The organism is Serratia sp. CY32780 (genome assembly GCF_052169135.1).
Classification (GTDB): Bacteria; Pseudomonadota; Gammaproteobacteria; order Enterobacterales; family Enterobacteriaceae; genus Serratia; species Serratia sarumanii.
In genome coordinates this window covers 1605967-1625316 of sequence record NZ_JBJNLI010000001.1, presented here as the reverse complement: position 1 = coordinate 1625316, position 19350 = coordinate 1605967, and the positions used below count along the sequence as shown (strand labels likewise).

Here is a 19350-nt window from a genome sequence, read left to right as displayed (position 1 = left end):
CGTGTTGCAACGAGTCATGATGTTAACTTTACCGCTGCTGCTGACCGGCTGCCTGTCGCTGGATCCACACTACCAGCGCCCGGCGGCGCCGGTGCCCGCCAACCTGCCGCAGGGCGAGGCCGGCGGCAACCAGGCGCTGAGCTACCCGGACGTCGCCTGGCGCGACTATGTCCAGGACGCCCGGCTGCGCCAGGTGGTGGCGCTGGGGCTGAACGGCAGCCGCGATCTGCGCGAGGCGATCGCCAATATCGCGTCGGCGCGCGCCCTGTACGGCGAGCAGCGCTCGGCGCTGTTCCCGACAATCAATGCCACCGCCGACGGCAGCCGCGGGCGAGCGCTGACCGGCAGCGGCAACGCCACCGCGCTGAGCCAAAGCTACGAAGCCGCGGCCGGCGTCAGCGCATTCGAGTTGGATCTGTTCGGCAAAAACGCCAGCCTGTCGCGCGCGGCGTTCGAAACCTATCTGGCGAACTCGGAGGCGGCGAAAAGCACCCGCCTGACGCTGATCGCCGATATCGTCACCGACTGGGTGGCGGTGGCGGCCGAGCGCAGCAATCTGGCGGTGGCGCAGCAGACGATGGCGAGCGCCAAACGGTCGCTGGACGTCACGCGCAACAATCAACAGCACGGGATTGCGTCGCTGGTTGACGTGGCGTCGGCGGAAACCGTCTATCAGCAGGCGCGATCGGACGCCGCCAGCTACGCTACCAGCGCCGCGCAGGCGAAAAACGCGCTGGATTTGGCGGTGGGGCAAAGCGTGCCGGAAAGCCTGCTGCCGAGCGGCATCGAGGCGCTCGGCGGGATCATGCGCGATCTGCCGGCCGGCGTCTCTTCGCAAGTGTTGCTGAAGCGGCCGGACGTGCTGCAGGCCGAGCATAACCTGAAATCCGCCAACGCCAATATCGGCTCGGCGCGGGCGGCGTTCTTCCCGTCGATCAGCCTGACCGCCAACGGCGGGGTGGGCAGCGGTGAACTCTCCTCGTTGTTCAGCCACGGAGCCGGCGTCTGGTCGTTCGCACCGAGCATCAGCCTGCCGATCTTCAGCGGCGGCTATAACACGGCTCAGTTGAACTACACCCAGGCGCAGAAAGACCTGTATGTCGCCACCTATGAGAAAGCGGTGCAGACGGCATTTCAGGAAACCGCCGACGCGCTGGCGCGCAAGGCCACGCTGCAGGAACAGCTGGCGGCGCAGACCGGCTATGTGGCGGCGGCGCAGCAATATTATCGCCTGGCCGAGCTGCGTTACCGCCAGGGCGTTGACAGCTACCTGACGCTGCTGGACGCGCAGCGCACGCTGTACACGGCGCAGCAGGCGCTGATCGCCACGCAGCAGACCGCGTATGACAATCAGGCCACCCTGTATAAAGTGTTGGGCGGCGGCGTTGCCGCCGAGCGGCAGGGGGACGGTGTCATCGCCGACAAGACGACGCTCAGCCGCTAACCGTCAACCGCGCGCGCCGGGAGTGTGGCTGCGCGCGGTTTTTTTATGGAAAGTGTAAAGAAACGGAAAACCCGGCCGGCGGCCAGAACTCGCCGGGGCAGGCAGAGTCAGACAGAGAACCGCATTCCCCTTTTATTCATACCGGTTCGAGGTCGTCATGGCAGAAGACATTCAGCAACAGGTCATCGCGCTTATCGCCGCCTTCAACGCATCAGGGCGGCTGAAGAAGGGCGTGATCATCACCCCGGAAACCGAGATCAACACCGCGCTCAACCTGTCGTTCAGCGATTCCAATACGCTGATGCGCCGCTACTTCGATACCTTCGGCGTCGACAGCGGCAACTATAACCACGAGCTGTATTTCCAGCCGCCGGCCAACACCGGCCGCTGGTTTTCCCCCTCCGCCTGCAAAGAACACCCTCGGCCGCTGTGCGTGTCGATGCTGGTGCGTTCCGCGCGCGCCAAACGCTGGCTGTACGATATCCACTTTCTTATCGAACAGCTGCGCTAGCGCCGCGTTATTGCTCCAACACCTCGACGAACTTCGCCAGCCACTGCGGATGCGCCGGCCAGGCCGGGGCGGTGACCAGATTGCCGTCGACGTGCGCCTGATCGATGCCGATCTCCGCATAATGGCCGCCGCCCAGCCGCACCTCCGGCGCACAGGCCGGGTAGGCGCTGCAGGTGCGGCCTTGCAACACCCCGGCCGCCGCCAGCAGCTGCGGGCCGTGGCAAACGGCGGCGATCGGCTTTTTCGCGGCGTCAAACGCCTGCACCAGCGCGATCACGTCGGGATTCAGGCGCAGGTATTCCGGCGCCCGGCCGCCGGGGATCAAGAGCGCATCGTAGTGCTCTTCTTTGGCGGTGGCGAAGTCGGCGTTCAGGGTGAAACGGTGGCCGGGTTTCTCGCTGTAGGTTTGCGCGCCGTCAAAATCGTGGATCGCGGTCATGATGTAGTCGCCGACGGCTTTGCCGGGACACACGGCGTCCACCCAATGGCCGATCATCTGCAACGCCTGAAACGGCACCATGGTTTCGTAATCTTCGGCATAGTCACCGACCAGCATCAGGATCTTTTTCTTGCTCATGATCACAACTCCTGCGGGATGGGGATTGCCTAAGGTATAGCCCAGCGGCCCTGGGAATGCGAACCGGGAAGCGCCTATCTATACTCGTGATACTGCGGCGCTTTTCTCGCCGCTCAACCCAGGGAGGATCCCCGATGCTGAATCTGGCTACCTTGCTTGAAGAGAGTGCGCGCACCTGGCCGGAACGGCCGGCGGTGATACAGGACGATGTACCGCTCAGCTATCGGGCGCTGAACGACATGGCCAACCGGGTGGCAAATCTGTTGGTCGCGCGCGGCGTGCGGCGCGGTGAACGGGTGGCGCTGGCCTGTCCGAACCGGCCGGAGTTTCCGGCTGTCTATTACGGCATTCTCAAAAGCGGCGCGGTGGTGGTGCCGCTCAATATTCTGCTTAAGAGCGCGGAGTTCGACTATTACCTGGCGGATTCGGCGGCGGTGGCGCTGTTTTGTTTCGAAGGCAGCAGCGGCCTGCCGCTGGGGGAGGAAGCGCTGCGGGCGGCGGCGAACGCGGAACAGTGCCGTGAGGTGTTTATCATCGGCGATCGGTTGCCGCTCGAGGGGGAACGTTTCAGCGCGGCGATAGCCGCACAGGCTACCGAATTCGCTTCGGCCGCGACGCTCGAAAGCGACACCGCGGTGGTGCTGTATACCAGCGGCACCACCGGCCGCGCCAAAGGGGCGGAGTTGACCCACGCCAATCTGGTGCTTAACGCCTTGGGATCGGTGCGGCTGTTCGACGGTTCGGAGACGATCCCCGATCGTCACCTGGTGACCTTGCCGCTATTCCACACTTTTGGTTCGACGGTGCAGATGAACGCCGGGTTCGCTTCCGCCGCCACTCTGGTGCTGGTCGAGCGCTTCGACGCCGCGCAGGCCATCGCGCTGATGCAACGGCACGGCATCACCTTTTTCGCCGGGGTGCCGACCATGTATTGGGCGCTGTTGAATGCGCTGGATGAACACACGGATATCGAAAGCTTGCGCAGCACGCTGCGTATGGCAGTGTCCGGCGGCGCCAGCCTGCCGGTGCAGATCCTGGAGGATTTTTCGCGCCGCTTCGGCGTCAACATTCTCGAAGGATACGGGCTGTCTGAGACCAGCCCGGTCGCCACCTTTAACCATCCTCACCGCCTGACCAAGCCCGGCTCCATCGGCCAGCCGATCTGGGGCGTGGAGGTGCGCCTGCTCGACGCCACCGGGCAGCCGATCGACGCTGTCGATCAGGTGGGGGAGATCGCGGTGCGCGGCTACAACATCATGAAAGGCTATCTGAATCGCCCCGAGGCGACGGCGGAGGTGCTGGAAAACGGCTGGTTCCGCACCGGCGATCTGGCGCGCCGCGACGCCGACGGCTTCTATTTCATCGTCGATCGGGCCAAGGACATGATCATTCGCGGCGGGTTCAACGTCTACCCGCGCGAGATTGAAGAGGCGCTGATTCGCCACCCGGCGGTGTCGTTGGTGGCGGTGATCGGCGTCGAACATCCGTCGCTGGGCGAAGAGATCAAAGCGGTGGTGGTGTTGAAAGAGACGGAGGAGCCGATCGAGGAAGAAACGCTGATCGCCTGGAGCCGGGAACGGCTGGCGGCGTACAAGTATCCGCGCATCGTCGAGTTCGTCGAGCGTTTGCCGATGACCAGCACCGGTAAGGTGTTGAAGCGCTGTTTGCGCTGAGGAAAACCCGGCCTGCCGGGGCAGGCCGGGATACGGGCATCAACCTGGGTAGATGCCGCGCTCTTTACGTGCGGTCAGGATGCGCTCACAGGCCACGATATAAGCGGCGGTGCGCAGGCTGCACTCTTTCTCTGCGGCCTTGTTCCAGACGTGGACCATGGCGTCGGTCATGATCTTGTCCATACGCTCGTTGATCTCGGACTCGCTCCAGAAGTAGCTCGCCATGTCCTGCACCCACTCGAAGTAACTGACCGTTACGCCGCCGGCGTTACAGATAACGTCCGGAACCACGGTGATGTTACGGGAGCGCAGAATGTCGTCCGCCTCTGGGAAGGTCGGGCCGTTAGCGCCTTCCAGCACCAGTTTGGCGCTGAGGATCTCGGCACGCTCACGGGTGATTTGGCCTTCCAGCGCCGCAGGGATCAGGATGTCCATGTCGACCGACCAGAACGCTTCGCTTTCGATCTCGCTGGCGCCAGGGAAGCCGGCGATCTGCTTGTGCTTGGTCTGGTATTCGGTCAGCGCGGCCAGGTCGATGCCGTCGGCGTTAAACAGGGTGGCGGAGTGGTCCTGGATGGTGACGACGCGCGCGCCGATGCCAACGAACAGGCGAGCCGCTTCGCTGCCCACGTTACCGAAGCCTTGCACCGCCACTTTGGCGCCTTCGATCTGCACGCCAAGACGCTTGGCCACTTCACTGCCGGTGACGAACACGCCGCGGCCGGTCGCTTTCTCACGGCCCAGGGAGCCGCCGAGGTGGATTGGCTTGCCGGTGACCACGCCGGTGATGGTGGTGCCGTGGTTCATGGAGTAGGTGTCCATCATCCAGGCCATCACTTTGGCGTTGGTGCCGACGTCCGGCGCAGGGATGTCTTTCTGTGGCCCGATGATGAAGCCGATTTCGCTGGTGTAGCGGCGGGTCAGTCGCTCCAGTTCGCCTTCAGACAGTTTGAACGGGTCGACGCGGATGCCGCCCTTGGCGCCGCCGTACGGCAGGTTGACCGCGGCACACTTGATGGTCATCCAGGCGGACAGGGCCATCACTTCGTTCAGATCGACGTCAGGGTGGAAGCGGATACCGCCTTTGCCCGGCCCACGCGACAGGTTGTGCTGTACGCGGAAACCTTCGAAGTGACGGATGGTGCCATCGTCCATCTGCAGCGGGATATCGACAATCAAAGCGCGCTTAGGGTGACGCAGCGTATCAACCCAGCGTGACAGCTCGCCGAGGTAAGGGGCGACGCGATCGATTTGTTGCAGATATGTAGCCCAAGCGGTGGTGCTGCTGTCTGAAGCGTAGGATAGCTTTTCCATAACCAACCTTTATATATTAGAGGTATTTATTTCGTTTAACCGTGGATTAGCAAGCGCATAACACTTTGCGACGCTAAATTTACCACTAATTATGCCGGTTGTTAGCCCCCCGCTCATCGGGCCAGCGGGCGGTTTTTCGCCGCCTGCAGGGTGGTAAATGAATAGTTAATTACTTTTTGTCGGCAGTGAGCGAGCACATGCATAATTTATGCATGTAAAGCGCATAAAAACCCTTTTTATCTATTTTTCAGAAGCTTGAATGTGATCAAAAAGTTTCATTTTATTTAACAGCCATGTTGACAATGGCGTTTCCCCTCGGCAGCGTTAAAATCCTGTTAAAACGCCGTCTGCCGCCGTGTTTTACCTGGCAAAGAGGAGCATGATTCGAGGCTGTTTTAATGTGTTGCGGCAGAAGAGCGGGCTGAAAAGCGTGTTCACCTGAAACGAACGGGTGACCGATCCCCGGCAAGGACAATAAAGGCGCTTGCGACGCAGCCGTCGGTGAAGGAGACGCCAACGCCATCCACTCGGCAAGCGGCGGCAACTGCGGTATGCTAAGCGGCTGAACCGCAAACCAAACCGGGCTATACGGAGACCCCCCAGCGTGCCGAACTCTTCTTCTCAACTCGAACTTTTGCGCTCGGTCGCCGACGGCATCGCGGCGCTGTTTTTCCCGAATGCGGAAGTGGTGATCCACGATCTGGCCACCAACAAGATTGCCTATCTGGCCAACAACCTGTCGAAGCGCAAACCGGGCGATGACGCCGGGCTGGAGGACTTCGAGCTCGATGGCGGCGCCGGCGTGACCGGCCCCTATGAGAAGCTGAACTGGGACGGCAAAAAGATGCGTTCGGTGAGCATCGCCGCGCGCGACGAGCAGGGCAAGCCCAGCTATCTGCTGTGCATCAACCTGAGCACCGCAATGTTCGAGGACGCCCGCAATGCGCTGGACATGTTCCTGTCAGTCACGCGGCTGCAGCCACAGCCGCAACAGCTGTTCAAAGATGACTGGCAGGAGAAGATCAACACCTTCCTGCACGACTGGCTGCGGCGCGAAAACGCCGCGCTCGGCGCGCTGAGCCGCGAACAGAAACGGCGGCTGGTCAGCGATCTCTATCATCAGGGGGCGTTCAAGGCCAAAAGCGCCGCGGACTACATCGCCAACGTGCTGTCGATGGGGCGCGCCACGGTGTACAAGCACTTGCGAGAATTGAAGCAGGAGTAAAGGCGGCGGGAAAGGTGGAAGAAATGGGCGGCGCTGGCCGCCCATTTTCGTTACCAGCGGTAGTTGACCGAAGCGATGATGCTGCGGCCGCTGCCATAGAAACAGGCGTACTCGCCGCTGCAGGATGAAACGTATTTCTTGTCCGTCAGGTTCTGCACGTTGAGCTGGAGAGCCGCACCGCGCAGCGCCGACGAGGCCTGGCCAAGGTCATATTTCACCATGGCGTCGTACAGCGTGTAGTGCGGCACATCGTACTGACCGATGGCGTCGGCCGGCGCATCGCCGATGTAACGTACGCCGCTGCCGACGGTCAGGCCGTTCAGCGCGCCGCTCAGGAAGCTGTAGCTGCCCCAGGCGGAAGCCGCGTGACGCGGGATGCCCGCCGGGCTGTGGCCGATTTCGTCCGCCGAGTTGGAGTCTTTGGTCACCACGTCGGTGTAGGTATAGGCGGCGGTCAGCTTGATCTCCGGCGTCGGCTGGGCATGTACTTCCGCCTCAATCCCTTTGGATTTCACCTCGCCGATCTGCTCGTAGGCGGAGGTGAGACGGTTGTAAGACGCCACATTGCGCTGGGTAATGTCGAACCAGGAAAGGGTCAGCAGGGTGTTGCCGCCCGGGATCTGGTACTTCACGCCCACCTCGGTTTGTTTGCCGGTGGTTGGCTTGAGCGGATCGGCGCCCGGCGCACTCGGGTACAGGTTAGGATCGAACGAGGTGCTGTAGCTGACATACGGCGAAATGCCGTTGTCGAAGGCGTAAAGCAGGCCCGCACGGCCGGTGAACTGGGCGTCGTTGTAGGTCTGCTCCTTGCCGCCGCTGGTGCGATCGCGGGTGTTGACCTGCGACCAGTCCTGACGGCCGGACAGCAGCAGGTTCCAGTTATTCCACTCCAGCTGGTCCTGCAGATACACCCCGACCTGATTCAGCGTCTTCAAATCGCTGGAAGCCAACGCCAGCGTGCTGCCATCGATACTGGGGCGAACCGGGTTGGCCCAGTCGATCGGGTAGTCGTTGCCGCGATCGCGATACATCTTCGAATCGATATGGCTGTAGCGGTAATCCAACCCGCCCAGCACCGTGTGCTTCACCTCGCCGGTGTCGAACAGCCCCTTCAGCTGGTTATCCACGCCAAACTCGTTGGTCATCTGCGTTTCATGCTGCGCCATGCGGGTGACGGTGTGGTCATTGACGTCAGAGTTTACGTTATAAACCAGATATTTATAGTCTTCATCGCGGTGGGTGAAGCGCAGGTTCTGGGTAAACGACAGCGCATCGCTGAAGTTATGCTCGAGGCTGTAGCCGATCGACGCCTGCTCGCGCCGCGACTTGTTGAAGCTGGGTTCGCTGACGTTGAAGTCGTAGGGCACATAGCCCGCGCTGGTCGGGAACAGCGTGCCGGCGCGCGGCAGGAAGTTGCGCGACCCGGCTTTCGGATCGTTCTGGTAGCTGGTCAGCAGCGTAAAGCTGGTGTCTTCGTTCGGCAGCCAGGTGAAGGCCGGCGCGATGGCCACCCGTTGCTGCTTGCTGTCTTTGACGAACTCATGCTCGGTTCTGGCGATACCGTTCAGGCGGTAGAACAGGGTATTGTCGTCGTTGAGCTTGCCGCCGAAATCGAACGCCGTTTCCGCCAGATGGCGGTTGCCGGTGCTGAATTTGACTTCGTGAATGCTCTGGGCGGTAGGGCGCTTGCTGGTCATCACCACCACGCCGCCGGGGCTGACCTGGCCGTACAGCACGCCGGCCGGGCCGTGCACCATCTCCACGCGCTCCAGCAGCCAGGGATCGATCTGCCCGGCGCCGCCGTTTTGGCTCGAGAGGCCAAAGTGCAGGCCGTCGAGCAGCTTGGGCGCATAGCGGAAGCCGCGGCTGATCACTTCGTCATTGCGGTTGGAGTTGCCGCGGTAGGTGGTGATCACTCCGCTGGTGTAGTTCAGCGCGTCGGCGACCGACGCCGGTTCCTGGTCGTTCATTTGCTCGCGCGTGACCACCGAGATGGACTGCGGCGTTTTGCGCAGAGCGGCGGCGGTCTTGGTGCCGGCGGCGCTCTCTTTGGCGACGATCCCTTTGACCGGCGCGGTCACGCTGTTTTGCGCGTCGGCGGTCACCAAAATCGTCTCATCCGCCGCGGCGGACGCGTGTGGCGCGAAGGGCAGTAAGGCCAGCGCCGAGCCCAGCAACAACCGCTTGGCGGCCGTCGCCTCCGCATTCGAATTGTCTATCCCTTTGTTTTTAATCTTCATTCTCTCTCCTGCATACCTGCGTTGTGTGTCATGCAACCCTGATAAACCCCGAAATATCGGCGAGCGGTCTTTACCCGTCGATACGGAAACGCCGTGTGCGCACGACGGTAAAAATCCGACAAATAGTATTGAAAACGATAATGAGTATCAATACGATTGTCAGGTTTTGTAAAAATCACTCATGTTATGTAAGGGGCGCTATGGAGTTTTTGCCGGAAAAGAGGCCAGACAACGGTCATGAGGGATTGGCGGCGCAGTGGCTGCGTGAAGAGGCGGCGGGGCAGCCCGAGTGGTGGCAGAAGGTGGCCTCTCACGGCACGCCCATCGTCGAGCCGCACGATGACCGCCACGTCAAAATGACCTGGCTATGGCGCGATCCTGCCGGCGATGAACGGCGCTCGCCGATTCGCCGCGTTTATGCCGATATCAACGGCATAACCGATCACCACAGCACGTCCCCCAGCAGCCTGACCAGGCTGCCCGACACCGACGTTTGGTACGGCGCGGCCGTTATCGATCGCCGCTGGCGCGGCAGCTACAGCCTGATCCCCGTCACAGACCGGGATCTTCCTCCCGTCTTCAGCGACGACGAAACGCTGCGCGATCGCCAGCAGCGCGCCTGGTGGATTTCGCTGTTTCCACTGGCGATCGCCGATCCGTTGAATCGCCTCTCGCTGGGGCCTTCGCATCGCCCGCGCCCGGTTTCCCTGGCCCAGGGGCCGGATGCTGACGACCAAAGCGCCTGGCAGGCCGCCGATCGGCCGCTGGACGAGGCGCGGCTACAGCGTTTTCAGTGGCACAGCGAACGGCTCGGCACGCAGCGGCGCGTCTGGCTGTATGCCAGCGGCGACGCGGCGGTGAAAGCGAATCGCCCGCTGGTGTTATTGCTCGACGGCCAAAACTGGATCGAAAGGCACGCGCTGCTGCCGGTGATCGAGAACGAAACCGCAACAGGGCGGCTGCCGCCCGCATGCTGGCTGCTGATCGATGCGATCGACGGCGAACACCGGGAAAACGAGCTGCCCTGCAACGCCGCCTTCTGGCAGGCAATCATCGAAGAGCTGCTGCCGCAGGCGCAGAAGCGCGAAGCGTTCAGCGAGGAAGGGGCGCGCACCGTCGTCGCTGGCCAGAGCTACGGCGGGCTGGCGGCGTTATATGCCGGCCTGCATTGGCCGGCGCGCTTCGGCCACGTGCTGAGCCAGTCCGGCTCCTTCTGGTGGCCTACGGTGCAATTCGTTACCCAGTTCGAAAAACGCCACGAACTGGAGGAAGGCTGGCTGATACGCCAGGTTCGGCAACGCGACGCGGCGGCGCCAGCGCTCAACGTGATCCAACAGGCCGGCGATCGGGAGGCGGATATCGAATTCGTCAATCGCCAGATGCACGAGGCGCTGACGGCGGCGGGGCACCGCGCCGACTACCGCGTGTTTTCCGGCGGACATGACGCGCTCTGCTGGCGCGGCGGCCTGGTGGACGGCGTACGCCAGCTGCTTTCCGGGATGGAATAACCCACACATTTTGACAGACAGGTAATGAAAATGACTCAGGAACAACAAAACCCGTTCGATGACGAAAGCCTCCGTTTCACCGTTTTGGTCAACGCGCAGCAGCAGTATTCGCTGTGGCCGCAGTTTGCCGACGCGCCGCAAGGGTGGCGCGTGCTGATGGGGCCGGCGTCGCGCGGCGAATGCATCGACTACATCGAAACGCACTGGCAGGACATGCGGCCGGCGGCCTTGAAAGCGGCGGATGCGGCGCGTTAAGCGCCAGACAGCCACATCGATACATTCCGTTTGAGGAAAAGGACAGACACCATGTCAGAAACGCTTTCTTTGCCGGATACTCAGGTCGAGTATCGGGATTATCCGCTGGTTGCGGCGCAACCGGGGATCTGGATCGCCGACCAAATCGCGCTGCGGCGCAACGGCTTCGCGGTGGCGCACTACACCGAACTGCACGGCGCTATCGACCGCTCGGCGCTGGAGCGCGCGATCCGTCAGGGGCTGGCCGAAGCGGATACGGTTCAGGCGCAGTTCTTTGAGGCGCAGGACGGCCAGCCGGTGCAGCGTTTGCCGCTGAACGCCGATCCTGCGCGCGTGCAGGCGCCGGAGTGGTTCGATTTCAGCGCGCGGCCGGACGCCGAACAGGCGGCGCTGGCGCTGATGAACGACGATCTGGCGCAGGATCTGCCGGCGGACGGCGAGCGGCCGCTCTATCGCCATGCGGTGATCCGCGTCAGCGCCGATCGCTGGTTCTGGTATCAGCGCTTTCATCATTTGACCCTGGACGGTTTCAGCTTCGAAGCCATCACCCGTCGGATCGCCGATATTTATCGCGCGCTGCGCCACGGGCTGGCGCCGGCGGCCTCGCCGTTTACCCCGTTCGGCAAGGTGGTGGAAGAGTTTCAGCAATGGCAAACCTCGCCCGCACGTGAGCGGGCGGCCGAATTCTGGCGCCAGCATTTGCGCGATTTGCCGTCGCCGCTGTCATTATCGACGGAGAGTCGGGAGGTTGAAGCGGGCGCCCGGCCGCTCAAACAGGCGCTGGTGCTGCCTGAATCGCTGTTTGACGAAGCGCTGCGCGATGGCGCGCTGCAGTCGCTGCAGCCGGCCGATATCGTCACGGCGGCGCTGGCGCTGTATCTGGCGCGCATGAGCGGCGAAACCCGCTTCTCAGTCGGTTTTCCTTTCATGCGCCGGATGGGATCGCAGGCGCTGGCGGCGGTCGGCCCGGTGGTCAACGTGCTGCCGCTGCTGCTGAACGTGACGCCGGAGATGTCGCTGGCGGATGTCTGCCTGGCCACCGTGGCGCAGATCAAGCAGGCGCGCCGCCATCAACGCTATGAGGCGGAGCAGATCAAGCGCGATCTCGGCCTGGTCGGCGGCCATCAGGAACTGTACGGGCCGGTGGTCAACGTCAAGGTCTACCACAGCGCCTTGTCGTTCGACGGTCAGGCGGCCACCACCCATACGCTGGCGATGGGGCCGGTCGACGACCTGGAGTTCGAGATCGGTTTTCGAAGCGGCGTATTGACGCTGACTTTGGTCGCCAACCAGGCCAAATACTCGCCGCGCACCTTGCAGCACCACGCGGAGCGCATCGGCCATTGGCTGCAGCAGTTGGCGCGGCAGCCGCACCAGCCGAACGGTCAACTGGCGTTGATCGGCGAGGGGGAACTCAGACAACTCGCGGCCTGGGGGCGCGGCGCTGAGCTGACGCCGCCGGCGGGCATGGTTTCGATCATGGATGCGTTCCAGCGCCAGGTTGAGCGTCAGCCCGAGGCGTTGGCGGTGTCCTGCGGCGACGTGCGCCTCAGCTACCGGCAGCTCTCCGAACGGGTGATGCAGCTGGGGCGAGTGCTGATCGAAAGCGGCATCGGCGCCGAAGACGTGGTCGCCATCGGCATTCCACGCTCGGTGGACACGCTGGTCGCGCTGTTCGGCGTGCTGGCCAGCGGCGCGGCCTATATGCCGCTCGATCTGGACTATCCGCGTGAACGTTTGGCGCTGATGTGCGACGACGCGCGGCCGGTGATGTTGCTGACCCACAGTGACACGCGGGCCAACATGCCGGATCTGCCGCAGGTATTGTGCCTGGACGACGCCCCGTGCCTGGCGCGCTGCGCGGCCGCCGCGGCCACGCCGATAACGGACGACGAACGGCGTGTGCCGCTGAACGAGGCGCATCTCGCCTACATGATTTACACCTCCGGTTCGACCGGCAAACCCAAGGGCGTGATGTCCACGCACCGCGGGCTGCTGAACCTGTTCCTGTCGCACCAGGCTTCTCTGTTCGGCCCGGCGATCGAAAAATTCGAGGCCCGCCACGCGCGCCGCTTGCGCGCCGGCCATACCGCCTCGTTCTCTTTCGACTCCTCCTGGGAACCGCTGTTCTGCATGATGATGGGCAGCGAACTGGTTATCTTCGATGAGGAGCTGCGCCGCGACCCCTGGGCGCTGCTGGAACAGACCCAGCAGACGCCGATCGATCTGCTGGACATCACGCCGTCGTTCTTCTCGCAACTGGTGGACTGCGGTCTGCTGAAAGGGCAGTTCCCGCTGCCGTCGTTCGTGATGATCGGCGGCGAGGCGGCGACGCCGACGCTGTGGAACCTGATGCAGCAGCATCCGGAGGTGGAGATCCACAACTATTACGGCCCGTCCGAATACACCGTCGATACCCTCGGCGCGCCGGTGACGGCCGCAGACCAGCCGGTGATCGGCCGTCCCCTCGCCAATACCTCAGTCTGGTTGCTCGACAGCCGCCTGCAGCCGGTGCCGATCGGCGCGGCGGGTGAGCTGTACATTTCCGGCAAGGGCATCGCGCGCGGTTACCTGCGCCGCCCGGATCTGACGGCGGCGCGCTTTGTCGCCAACCCGTTCGCCGAAGGCGAGGTGATGTACCGCAGCGGCGACCTGATGCGCTGGAGCGCGGAGGGCCAGCTGGTATTCATTGGCCGGACCGATCACCAAATCAAGGTGCGCGGCTTCCGCGTCGAGCTGGGTGAGGTGGAAAGCGCCTTGGCCGCCTTGCCGGACGTGGGGCGGGCGGTGGTGATCGCCGAACCGATCGGCGCCACCTATCGCCTGATCGGCTATTGCTCGGTGCAGGATGACGCGCGTCGCGCCTCGCCGGCGCTGCAAAACGAGCTGCTGGGGCAGCTGGCGCAGCGTCTGCCGGATTATATGGTGCCGGCGATCCTGGTGGTAATGCCGGAGCTGCCGCTGAACGTCAACGGCAAGATTGACCGCCAGGCGCTGCCCAAACCGCAGGAAACGCTGGCGCAAAGCATTCGCGAACCGGCCACCGAGCAGGAAAGGCTGATTTGCCGCGCGATGGCCCAACTGTTGGGAATGGAGCGCGTCGGCGCAGACGACGATTTCTTCGCGCTCGGCGGCGACAGCATCTCGGCGATGGGGCTGGGCACCGCCCTGCGGCGCAAAGGCTATCTGCTGCGGCCGCGCGAGATCTTCGCGCTGCACACCCCCGCGCGCATGGCGCAGGCGATGCAGCCGCTGGCCGTTGGCTCTCAGACCGCACGCAGCGTGCGGCAAGGCCCGATCGACGGGCTGCCGATCCTGCACTGGTTCGCCGAGACGGGCGATATGCATCGCCGCTTCGCGCACGGCGTTTTCCTGCGCGTGCCCGCCGAGCTGCAACCGGAACAGCTGCGTTATGCGTTGGCACAGCTGCGCGCGGCGCACCCGGCGCTGAGCGCCAGGATCCGCGACGGCCAGTTGGTGGTCGAGGAAGCCACTACCGCTGAGTTCATGCAGGTTCAGGCCGTATCCGGCGAACTGGAGCTAGCGGCGGAACAGGCGTTTGATGCCGCACTCGAGCAGCTCGATCCGGCGGCCGGCGCCATGATGCAGGCGATCCTGTTGCAGCGTGACGAGCAGAGCCTGGGGCTGGTGCTGGCGATCCACCACCTGGTGGTTGACGGCGTTTCCTGGCGCATTCTGCTCGACGAGCTGCGGCAAGTGGCCGACAGCGCCATGCAGGGGCAGCCGATCACGCTGCCGCCGGAGGAAACCTCGCTCTATGAATGGTCCGCGCGTTTACGGGCCGACGTCGAACGCCGCGAAGCCGAGCTGCCGTTCTGGCGGCAGATGCTGGCGGACGGCGTGCCGCGTTTGGGGCGGCGCGCGCTGGAACCGCAGACCGATCGCATCGCCTCGGTGAGCGAACGGCGCACGCTGCTCGACAGCCGGCTGACCGCCGCGCTGCTCGGCACATTGCCGCAGAACTATCGCGCCCAGGTTGAAGAGATCATGCTGTGCGCGCTGGCTCAGGCCTGCCGCCGCCGTTTCCAGGCTGCTTCGCTGCGTTTCTCTCTGGAGTCGCACGGCCGCGCCGAACTGGATGACGGCCTCGATCTGGCCCGCACCGTCGGCTGGCTGACGGCGGAGTACCCGCTGCGCATCGAACTGCATGACGCCGAGCATAATGAGGCAGTGCGCGCGGTGAAACGGGCGACGCGCGCGGTGGCCGATCGCGGCGTCGGCTATGGCCAGCTGCGTTATCTGCATCCGCAGCGTGACGATCTGGCGGCGCTGGCGCAGCGCAACGCCCCGGAGATTTTATTCAACTACCTTGGGCGTTTCAGCCAGGATGAGGCGCACTGGACGCCGCAGCGCAGCCAGACCCGCTTCCGCGACGCCTTCGCCGTGGCGCAGGATGCGCAGCAGGCGCCGTCTTACGGGCTGGAAGTGAATATCTTTGTCGAGGAGCGGCGCGACGGCGCCTGCCTGGCGATTAACTGGAGCTGGCTGGAGGCAATGTTCAGCGAGAGCGACATTGCGCAGCTGCACAGCGGCATCGAGCACGCCGTGCGTTCACTGTGCGAGTTTGCCGAACGGCATCCCGAACGCGCGGCGGCGACGTTGGTGGCGGCCGAAATCGCCCAGCCGGGCGTCGATGATGAAGCGGTGCGCGCCTGGGAGCGGGAGTGCGGGCCGTTAGCCGCGGCGCTGCCGCTGTTGCCGCTGCAACACGGCCTGCTGTTCCATGCGCAGACGGCGCAGCAGGGCGGCAGCTACAACTCGCTGACGCGCCTGAGCCTCTGCGGCGAACTGGACGCGCATCAACTTCGGCAGGCGCTGAATGCGGTGATCCGCCGCCATCCGCAGCTGGCCGCCCGATTCAACCGCGAGGGCGAGCCGTTGCAGCTGATCCCGCAGGAAAGCCATTGGCCGCTGGAAAGCCACGCGCTGCCGCCGCTGGCCGAAGAACAGGAGGTGCAGGCACTGCACCGGCTGGAGCAGCAGGAACTGCAGCGCGATCTGTTCAACCAGCCGGGCGCGATGCTGCATGCATTGTTGGTCAAACATGGGGATAGCGAACGCTACACGCTGTTCCTTAACGCGCATCACCTGATCGTCGACGGCTGGTCGACGCCGGTGGTGCTCAACGATCTGATGCTGGCCCTGCGTGAAGGCGAGCAGGCGTTGCCGCCGCTGCGTTCGAACTATGCCGATATCGTGCGCCGCCTGACCGCGCGGGATGCCGAAGCTTCGCGCCGCCTCTGGCGCCAGACGCTGCAGGACGTGCGGCCGACGTTGCTGTTCGGTGAGGCGCAGGACGATCGCGTGCACGAGCTGGAAATGACGCTGCCGCCAGCCGAGGAAAGGCGCTTGCTGACCCTGTGTCGCGAACGCGGTTTGACGCTCAATACCGTGATGCAGGGCATTTGGGCATTGCAGTTGGCCAGCTGTTGCGGCCAGCAGGACGTGGTGTTCGGCTCGCCGGTTTCCGGCCGCTTTGGCCAGATAGAAGGGGTCGAGGAACACGTTGGCCTGTTCAGCAACACGCTGCCGGTGCGGGTGCGTCTGCAGCACGATCGTTCGCTGACGGAACAGCTGACCGAGCTGCAGCACCGGCAGATTGAACTGCTGGAGCACGACGATTTGGGGTTGGGGGAAATTCAGCACCTGGCCGGGGCGGGCACGCTGTTCGATACGCTGTTGGTGGTGGAGAACTACCCGGACAACGACGCTCTGCTGGGCGGCGCAGGGTCGCTGCGCTGCGACGCCATCCGCAACAAAGGCTATACCCACTATCCGCTGACGCTGCTGGTGCTGCCGGGCGAGCGTCTGCGTCTGCTGATGGAGTACCGCGCCTCGGTGCCGCAGCCTGAGCGCTTCGCCGCGCGGCTGATGGCGCTGTTGCAACAGTGGATCGCCCAACCGGATTTGCCGCTGCCGCGCTGGCAGTTGCAAACGCCGCAGGAGCAGACGCTGATCGCGGCGGTCAACCGCACCGGGCAGGCGGTGGCGGACACCACCTTGCATCAGGCGATCGCCGATCAAGCGCGGCGCACGCCGGAACGCATCGCGCTGCAGGATGCCGGGCACAGCCTCAGCTACCGTGACATGCAGCGCCAGGCCGCGCTGCTGGCCGAGCGGCTGACGGCGGCCGGCATTCAGCCGGGGGATATCGTCGCGGTGGCGTTGCCGCGCTCCGTGCGCCTCAGCCTGGCGCTGACGGCGATTGTGCAGACCGGCGCCGCCTGGCTGCCGCTGGACACCGGCTACCCGGACGAGCGGCTGGCCTACATGGTGGAGGACGCCAAGCCGCGGCTGATTATCACCGAGAGCGCGTTGGATGCCCGCTTTGCCGCGCTGGCGCCGACGCTGCTGTTCGATGCGCTGGACGACAGCGGGCGCGAACCGCCTGCGCGCCTGCCGGCGGGGAACGGCGATTATCCCGCCTACGTGCTGTATACCTCCGGCTCTACCGGGCGGCCGAAAGGCGTGGTGGTGAACCACCGGGCGATCGTCAACCGCCTGTTCTGGATGCAGCACGAGTATGCGCTCGATGCGCAGGACGTGGTATTGCAGAAAACCCCGTGCAGCTTCGACGTTTCCGTCTGGGAATTCTTCTGGCCGCTGATGGTCGGCGCGCGCCTGGTGATGGCGCCGCCGGAGGCGCATCGCGATCCGCAGGCGCTGACGACGTTGATCGACGACTATGGCGTGACCACGCTGCATTTCGTTCCGTCCATGTTGGCTATCTGGGTGGAGGCGCTGAACGAGCGGGCGCCACAGCGCGCCGCCGCCAGCCTGAAACGCGTGTTCTGCAGCGGTGAGGCGCTGTCGTGTGAACTGGCTTCCCGCTATCAGGCGTTGGTTACCGCGCCGCTGCACAACCTGTATGGCCCGACGGAGGCGGCGGTCGATGTCACCTACCAACCGGCGTCCGGCGCGGCATTGGCGGCGGTGAGCGGCGCCGGCGTGCCGATCGGCAAACCGGTCTGGAACACCCAGTTGAGCATTCTCGACGCGATGCTGCGGCCGGTGCCCGTCGGCTGCGCCGGCGATCTTTACCTGCGCGGCATTCAGCTGGCCGATGGCTATCTGCATCGGCCGGGGCTGACGGCACAGCGGTTTGTCGCCGATCCCGCCGGCAACGGCGCGCGCATGTATCGCACCGGCGATATCGCCCGCTGGCTGGAAGACGGCAGCGTCGAGTATTTAGGGCGCAGCGACGATCAGCTGAAGATCCGCGGCCAGCGCATCGAGCTGGGGGAAATCGAGCAGGCGCTGCTGGCGCAGCCGGGGGTAGCGCAAGCGGCGGTGCACGCCATCGAGCTGGGCGAGGGCGCGACGGGGCTTGGCGGTGCCGATATGCGCCAGCTGGTCGCCTGGCTGATCGCCCAACCGGGCGTGACGCTGGATACCGCCGTGCTGCATCAGGCGCTGGAGCAGCGTTTGCCGGCGCACATGATGCCGGTCTGCTATGTCATGACCGACAGCTTCCCGCTCAGCGCCAGCGGCAAGCTGGATCGCAAGGCGTTGCCGCGGCCGCAGCTGAGCCACCAAAGTGGCCGCATGCCACAGAGCGACAGCGAACGCCTGCTGGCGGCGCTGTTCGGGGAACTGTTGGGGCGCGAGACGGTGTATGCCGACGACGACTTCTTCGCGCTGGGCGGCCATTCGCTGCTGGCGATGCGTCTGGCGGCGGAGCTGCGTCGCCGCGTGCCTCGGCCATTGAGCGTCGGGCAGATCATGTTCGCCCGCAGCCTGGAGAAGATGGCGCACCTGCTCGATGACGCGCAGGCGGCCAACTCGGCCGAGAGCCGCGGCGTCGGCGAATGCCTGCAGCTGCGGGCCGGCCAAGGCCCGGCGCTGTTCTGCCTGCATCCGGCTTCCGGTTTCGCCTGGCAGTACTCGGGGCTGAGCCGTTATCTGCCGGGCAGTTACCCCATCATCGGCCTGCAGTCGCCAAGACCGGACGGCGCCATCGCCACCTGCGAGGATATCGAGCAGATGGTCGATCGTCATCTCGCCAATCTGCGCCGCCTGCAGCCGCAGGGGCCTTACTACCTGCTGGGCTATTCGCTCGGCGGCACGCTGGCGCACTCGATGGCCGCGCGCCTGCAGCAGCAGGGCGAAGAGGTGGCGTTCCTCGGCATGCTGGATACCTATCCGCCGGAAGGCCAGGATTGGACCGGCCCCAGCGAGGAGGACGCGCAGAAAGAGGTGGCGCAGGAGCAGGCCGAGTTTATGGCGGAAGATCATGGCGATCCGGCGCTGATGGCGGAGAAGGCGGCAATGTTCGACAGCATCGTCGCCAACTACCGCGACGCGGTGCGCATTCTGTCTCAGGCGCGCAGCCGGCGTTTCCACGGCACGGCGACGCTGTTTGTCGCCGACCAGACGCTGCCGCCGGAGATGGACATCGACGCCGTGTGGGCGCCGTATCTGGATGGACTGATCTGCCATCACCAGCGCTGCGAACACGCGGACATTCTGTCGCCGGCTTCGCTGGAGACGCTCGGGCCGCTGTTGCATTCGTTGCTGACGCGGCAATACGGGCTGGTATAACGCAACCGGGCCGGGGGGCGTGCGTCCCGGCCCGTACTAAA

General features: G+C 64.3%; 10 protein-coding genes. 7 read left to right on the top strand and 3 right to left on the bottom strand.

All coding sequences use genetic code 11. The features are described 5' to 3' along the window. Position 1 precedes the first annotated feature (1 nt). Entirely contained in the window at positions 2-1444 is a 1443-nt protein-coding gene (locus tag ACJ8HH_RS07920; RefSeq protein ID WP_060451580.1) for an efflux transporter outer membrane subunit, read from the top strand. A gap of 157 nt (positions 1445-1601) precedes the next feature. Beyond that, positions 1602-1955: a DUF1493 family protein gene (locus tag ACJ8HH_RS07915; protein WP_033648351.1), complete on the top strand. Its 354-nt coding sequence runs from the start codon at positions 1602-1604 to the stop codon at positions 1953-1955. A gap of 7 nt (positions 1956-1962) precedes the next feature. Here ACJ8HH_RS07915 and ACJ8HH_RS07910 read toward each other — a convergent pair whose 3' ends face one another. Next, positions 1963-2532 (bottom strand): DJ-1/PfpI family protein, encoded by a 570-nt coding sequence (locus ACJ8HH_RS07910; RefSeq protein WP_033648350.1) that lies wholly within the window; start codon positions 2530-2532, stop codon positions 1963-1965. A 134-nt stretch (positions 2533-2666) separates the two neighbouring features. Here ACJ8HH_RS07910 and ACJ8HH_RS07905 point away from each other — a divergent pair, with 134 nt between their 5' ends. Continuing rightward, entirely contained in the window at positions 2667-4205 is a 1539-nt protein-coding gene (locus ACJ8HH_RS07905; RefSeq protein WP_033648349.1) for a long-chain-fatty-acid--CoA ligase, read from the top strand. A gap of 39 nt (positions 4206-4244) precedes the next feature. On the opposite strand, the gene ACJ8HH_RS07900 is transcribed toward ACJ8HH_RS07905, so the two are convergent. Then, on the bottom strand, positions 4245-5519 hold the full coding sequence (locus ACJ8HH_RS07900; protein ID WP_060451579.1) for a Glu/Leu/Phe/Val family dehydrogenase: 1275 nt from the start codon (positions 5517-5519) through the stop codon (positions 4245-4247). 604 nt (positions 5520-6123) lie between these two features. Between ACJ8HH_RS07900 and ACJ8HH_RS07895 the strand changes: the two genes are divergently transcribed. Next, complete coding sequence (locus ACJ8HH_RS07895) at positions 6124-6744, top strand: helix-turn-helix transcriptional regulator (protein WP_033648347.1); 621 nt, start codon at positions 6124-6126, stop codon at positions 6742-6744. Positions 6745-6794: 50 nt separating this feature from the next. Here the strand turns inward: ACJ8HH_RS07895 and ACJ8HH_RS07890 are convergent, their stop codons facing one another. Beyond that, the gene (locus tag ACJ8HH_RS07890) at positions 6795-8984 is read right to left on the bottom strand and encodes a TonB-dependent siderophore receptor (RefSeq protein ID WP_060437850.1); all 2190 of its coding nucleotides are present in this window, start codon (positions 8982-8984) and stop codon (positions 6795-6797) included. Between the two features lie 200 nt (positions 8985-9184). Here ACJ8HH_RS07890 and fes point away from each other — a divergent pair, with 200 nt between their 5' ends. From fes to ACJ8HH_RS07875, 3 genes are read left to right on the top strand one after another with little or no spacing between them, the layout of a single operon-like run. Beyond that, the gene (gene fes, locus ACJ8HH_RS07885) at positions 9185-10492 is read left to right on the top strand and encodes an enterochelin esterase (protein ID WP_228060271.1); all 1308 of its coding nucleotides are present in this window, start codon (positions 9185-9187) and stop codon (positions 10490-10492) included. 30 nt (positions 10493-10522) lie between these two features. Next, positions 10523-10747, top strand: a complete 225-nt coding sequence (locus tag ACJ8HH_RS07880) for an MbtH family protein (RefSeq protein ID WP_033638494.1) — start codon at positions 10523-10525, stop codon at positions 10745-10747. Positions 10748-10798: 51 nt separating this feature from the next. Then, the gene (locus tag ACJ8HH_RS07875; RefSeq protein WP_060451578.1) at positions 10799-19309 is read left to right on the top strand and encodes a non-ribosomal peptide synthetase; all 8511 of its coding nucleotides are present in this window, start codon (positions 10799-10801) and stop codon (positions 19307-19309) included. The last annotated feature ends 41 nt before the right edge of the window (positions 19310-19350 follow it).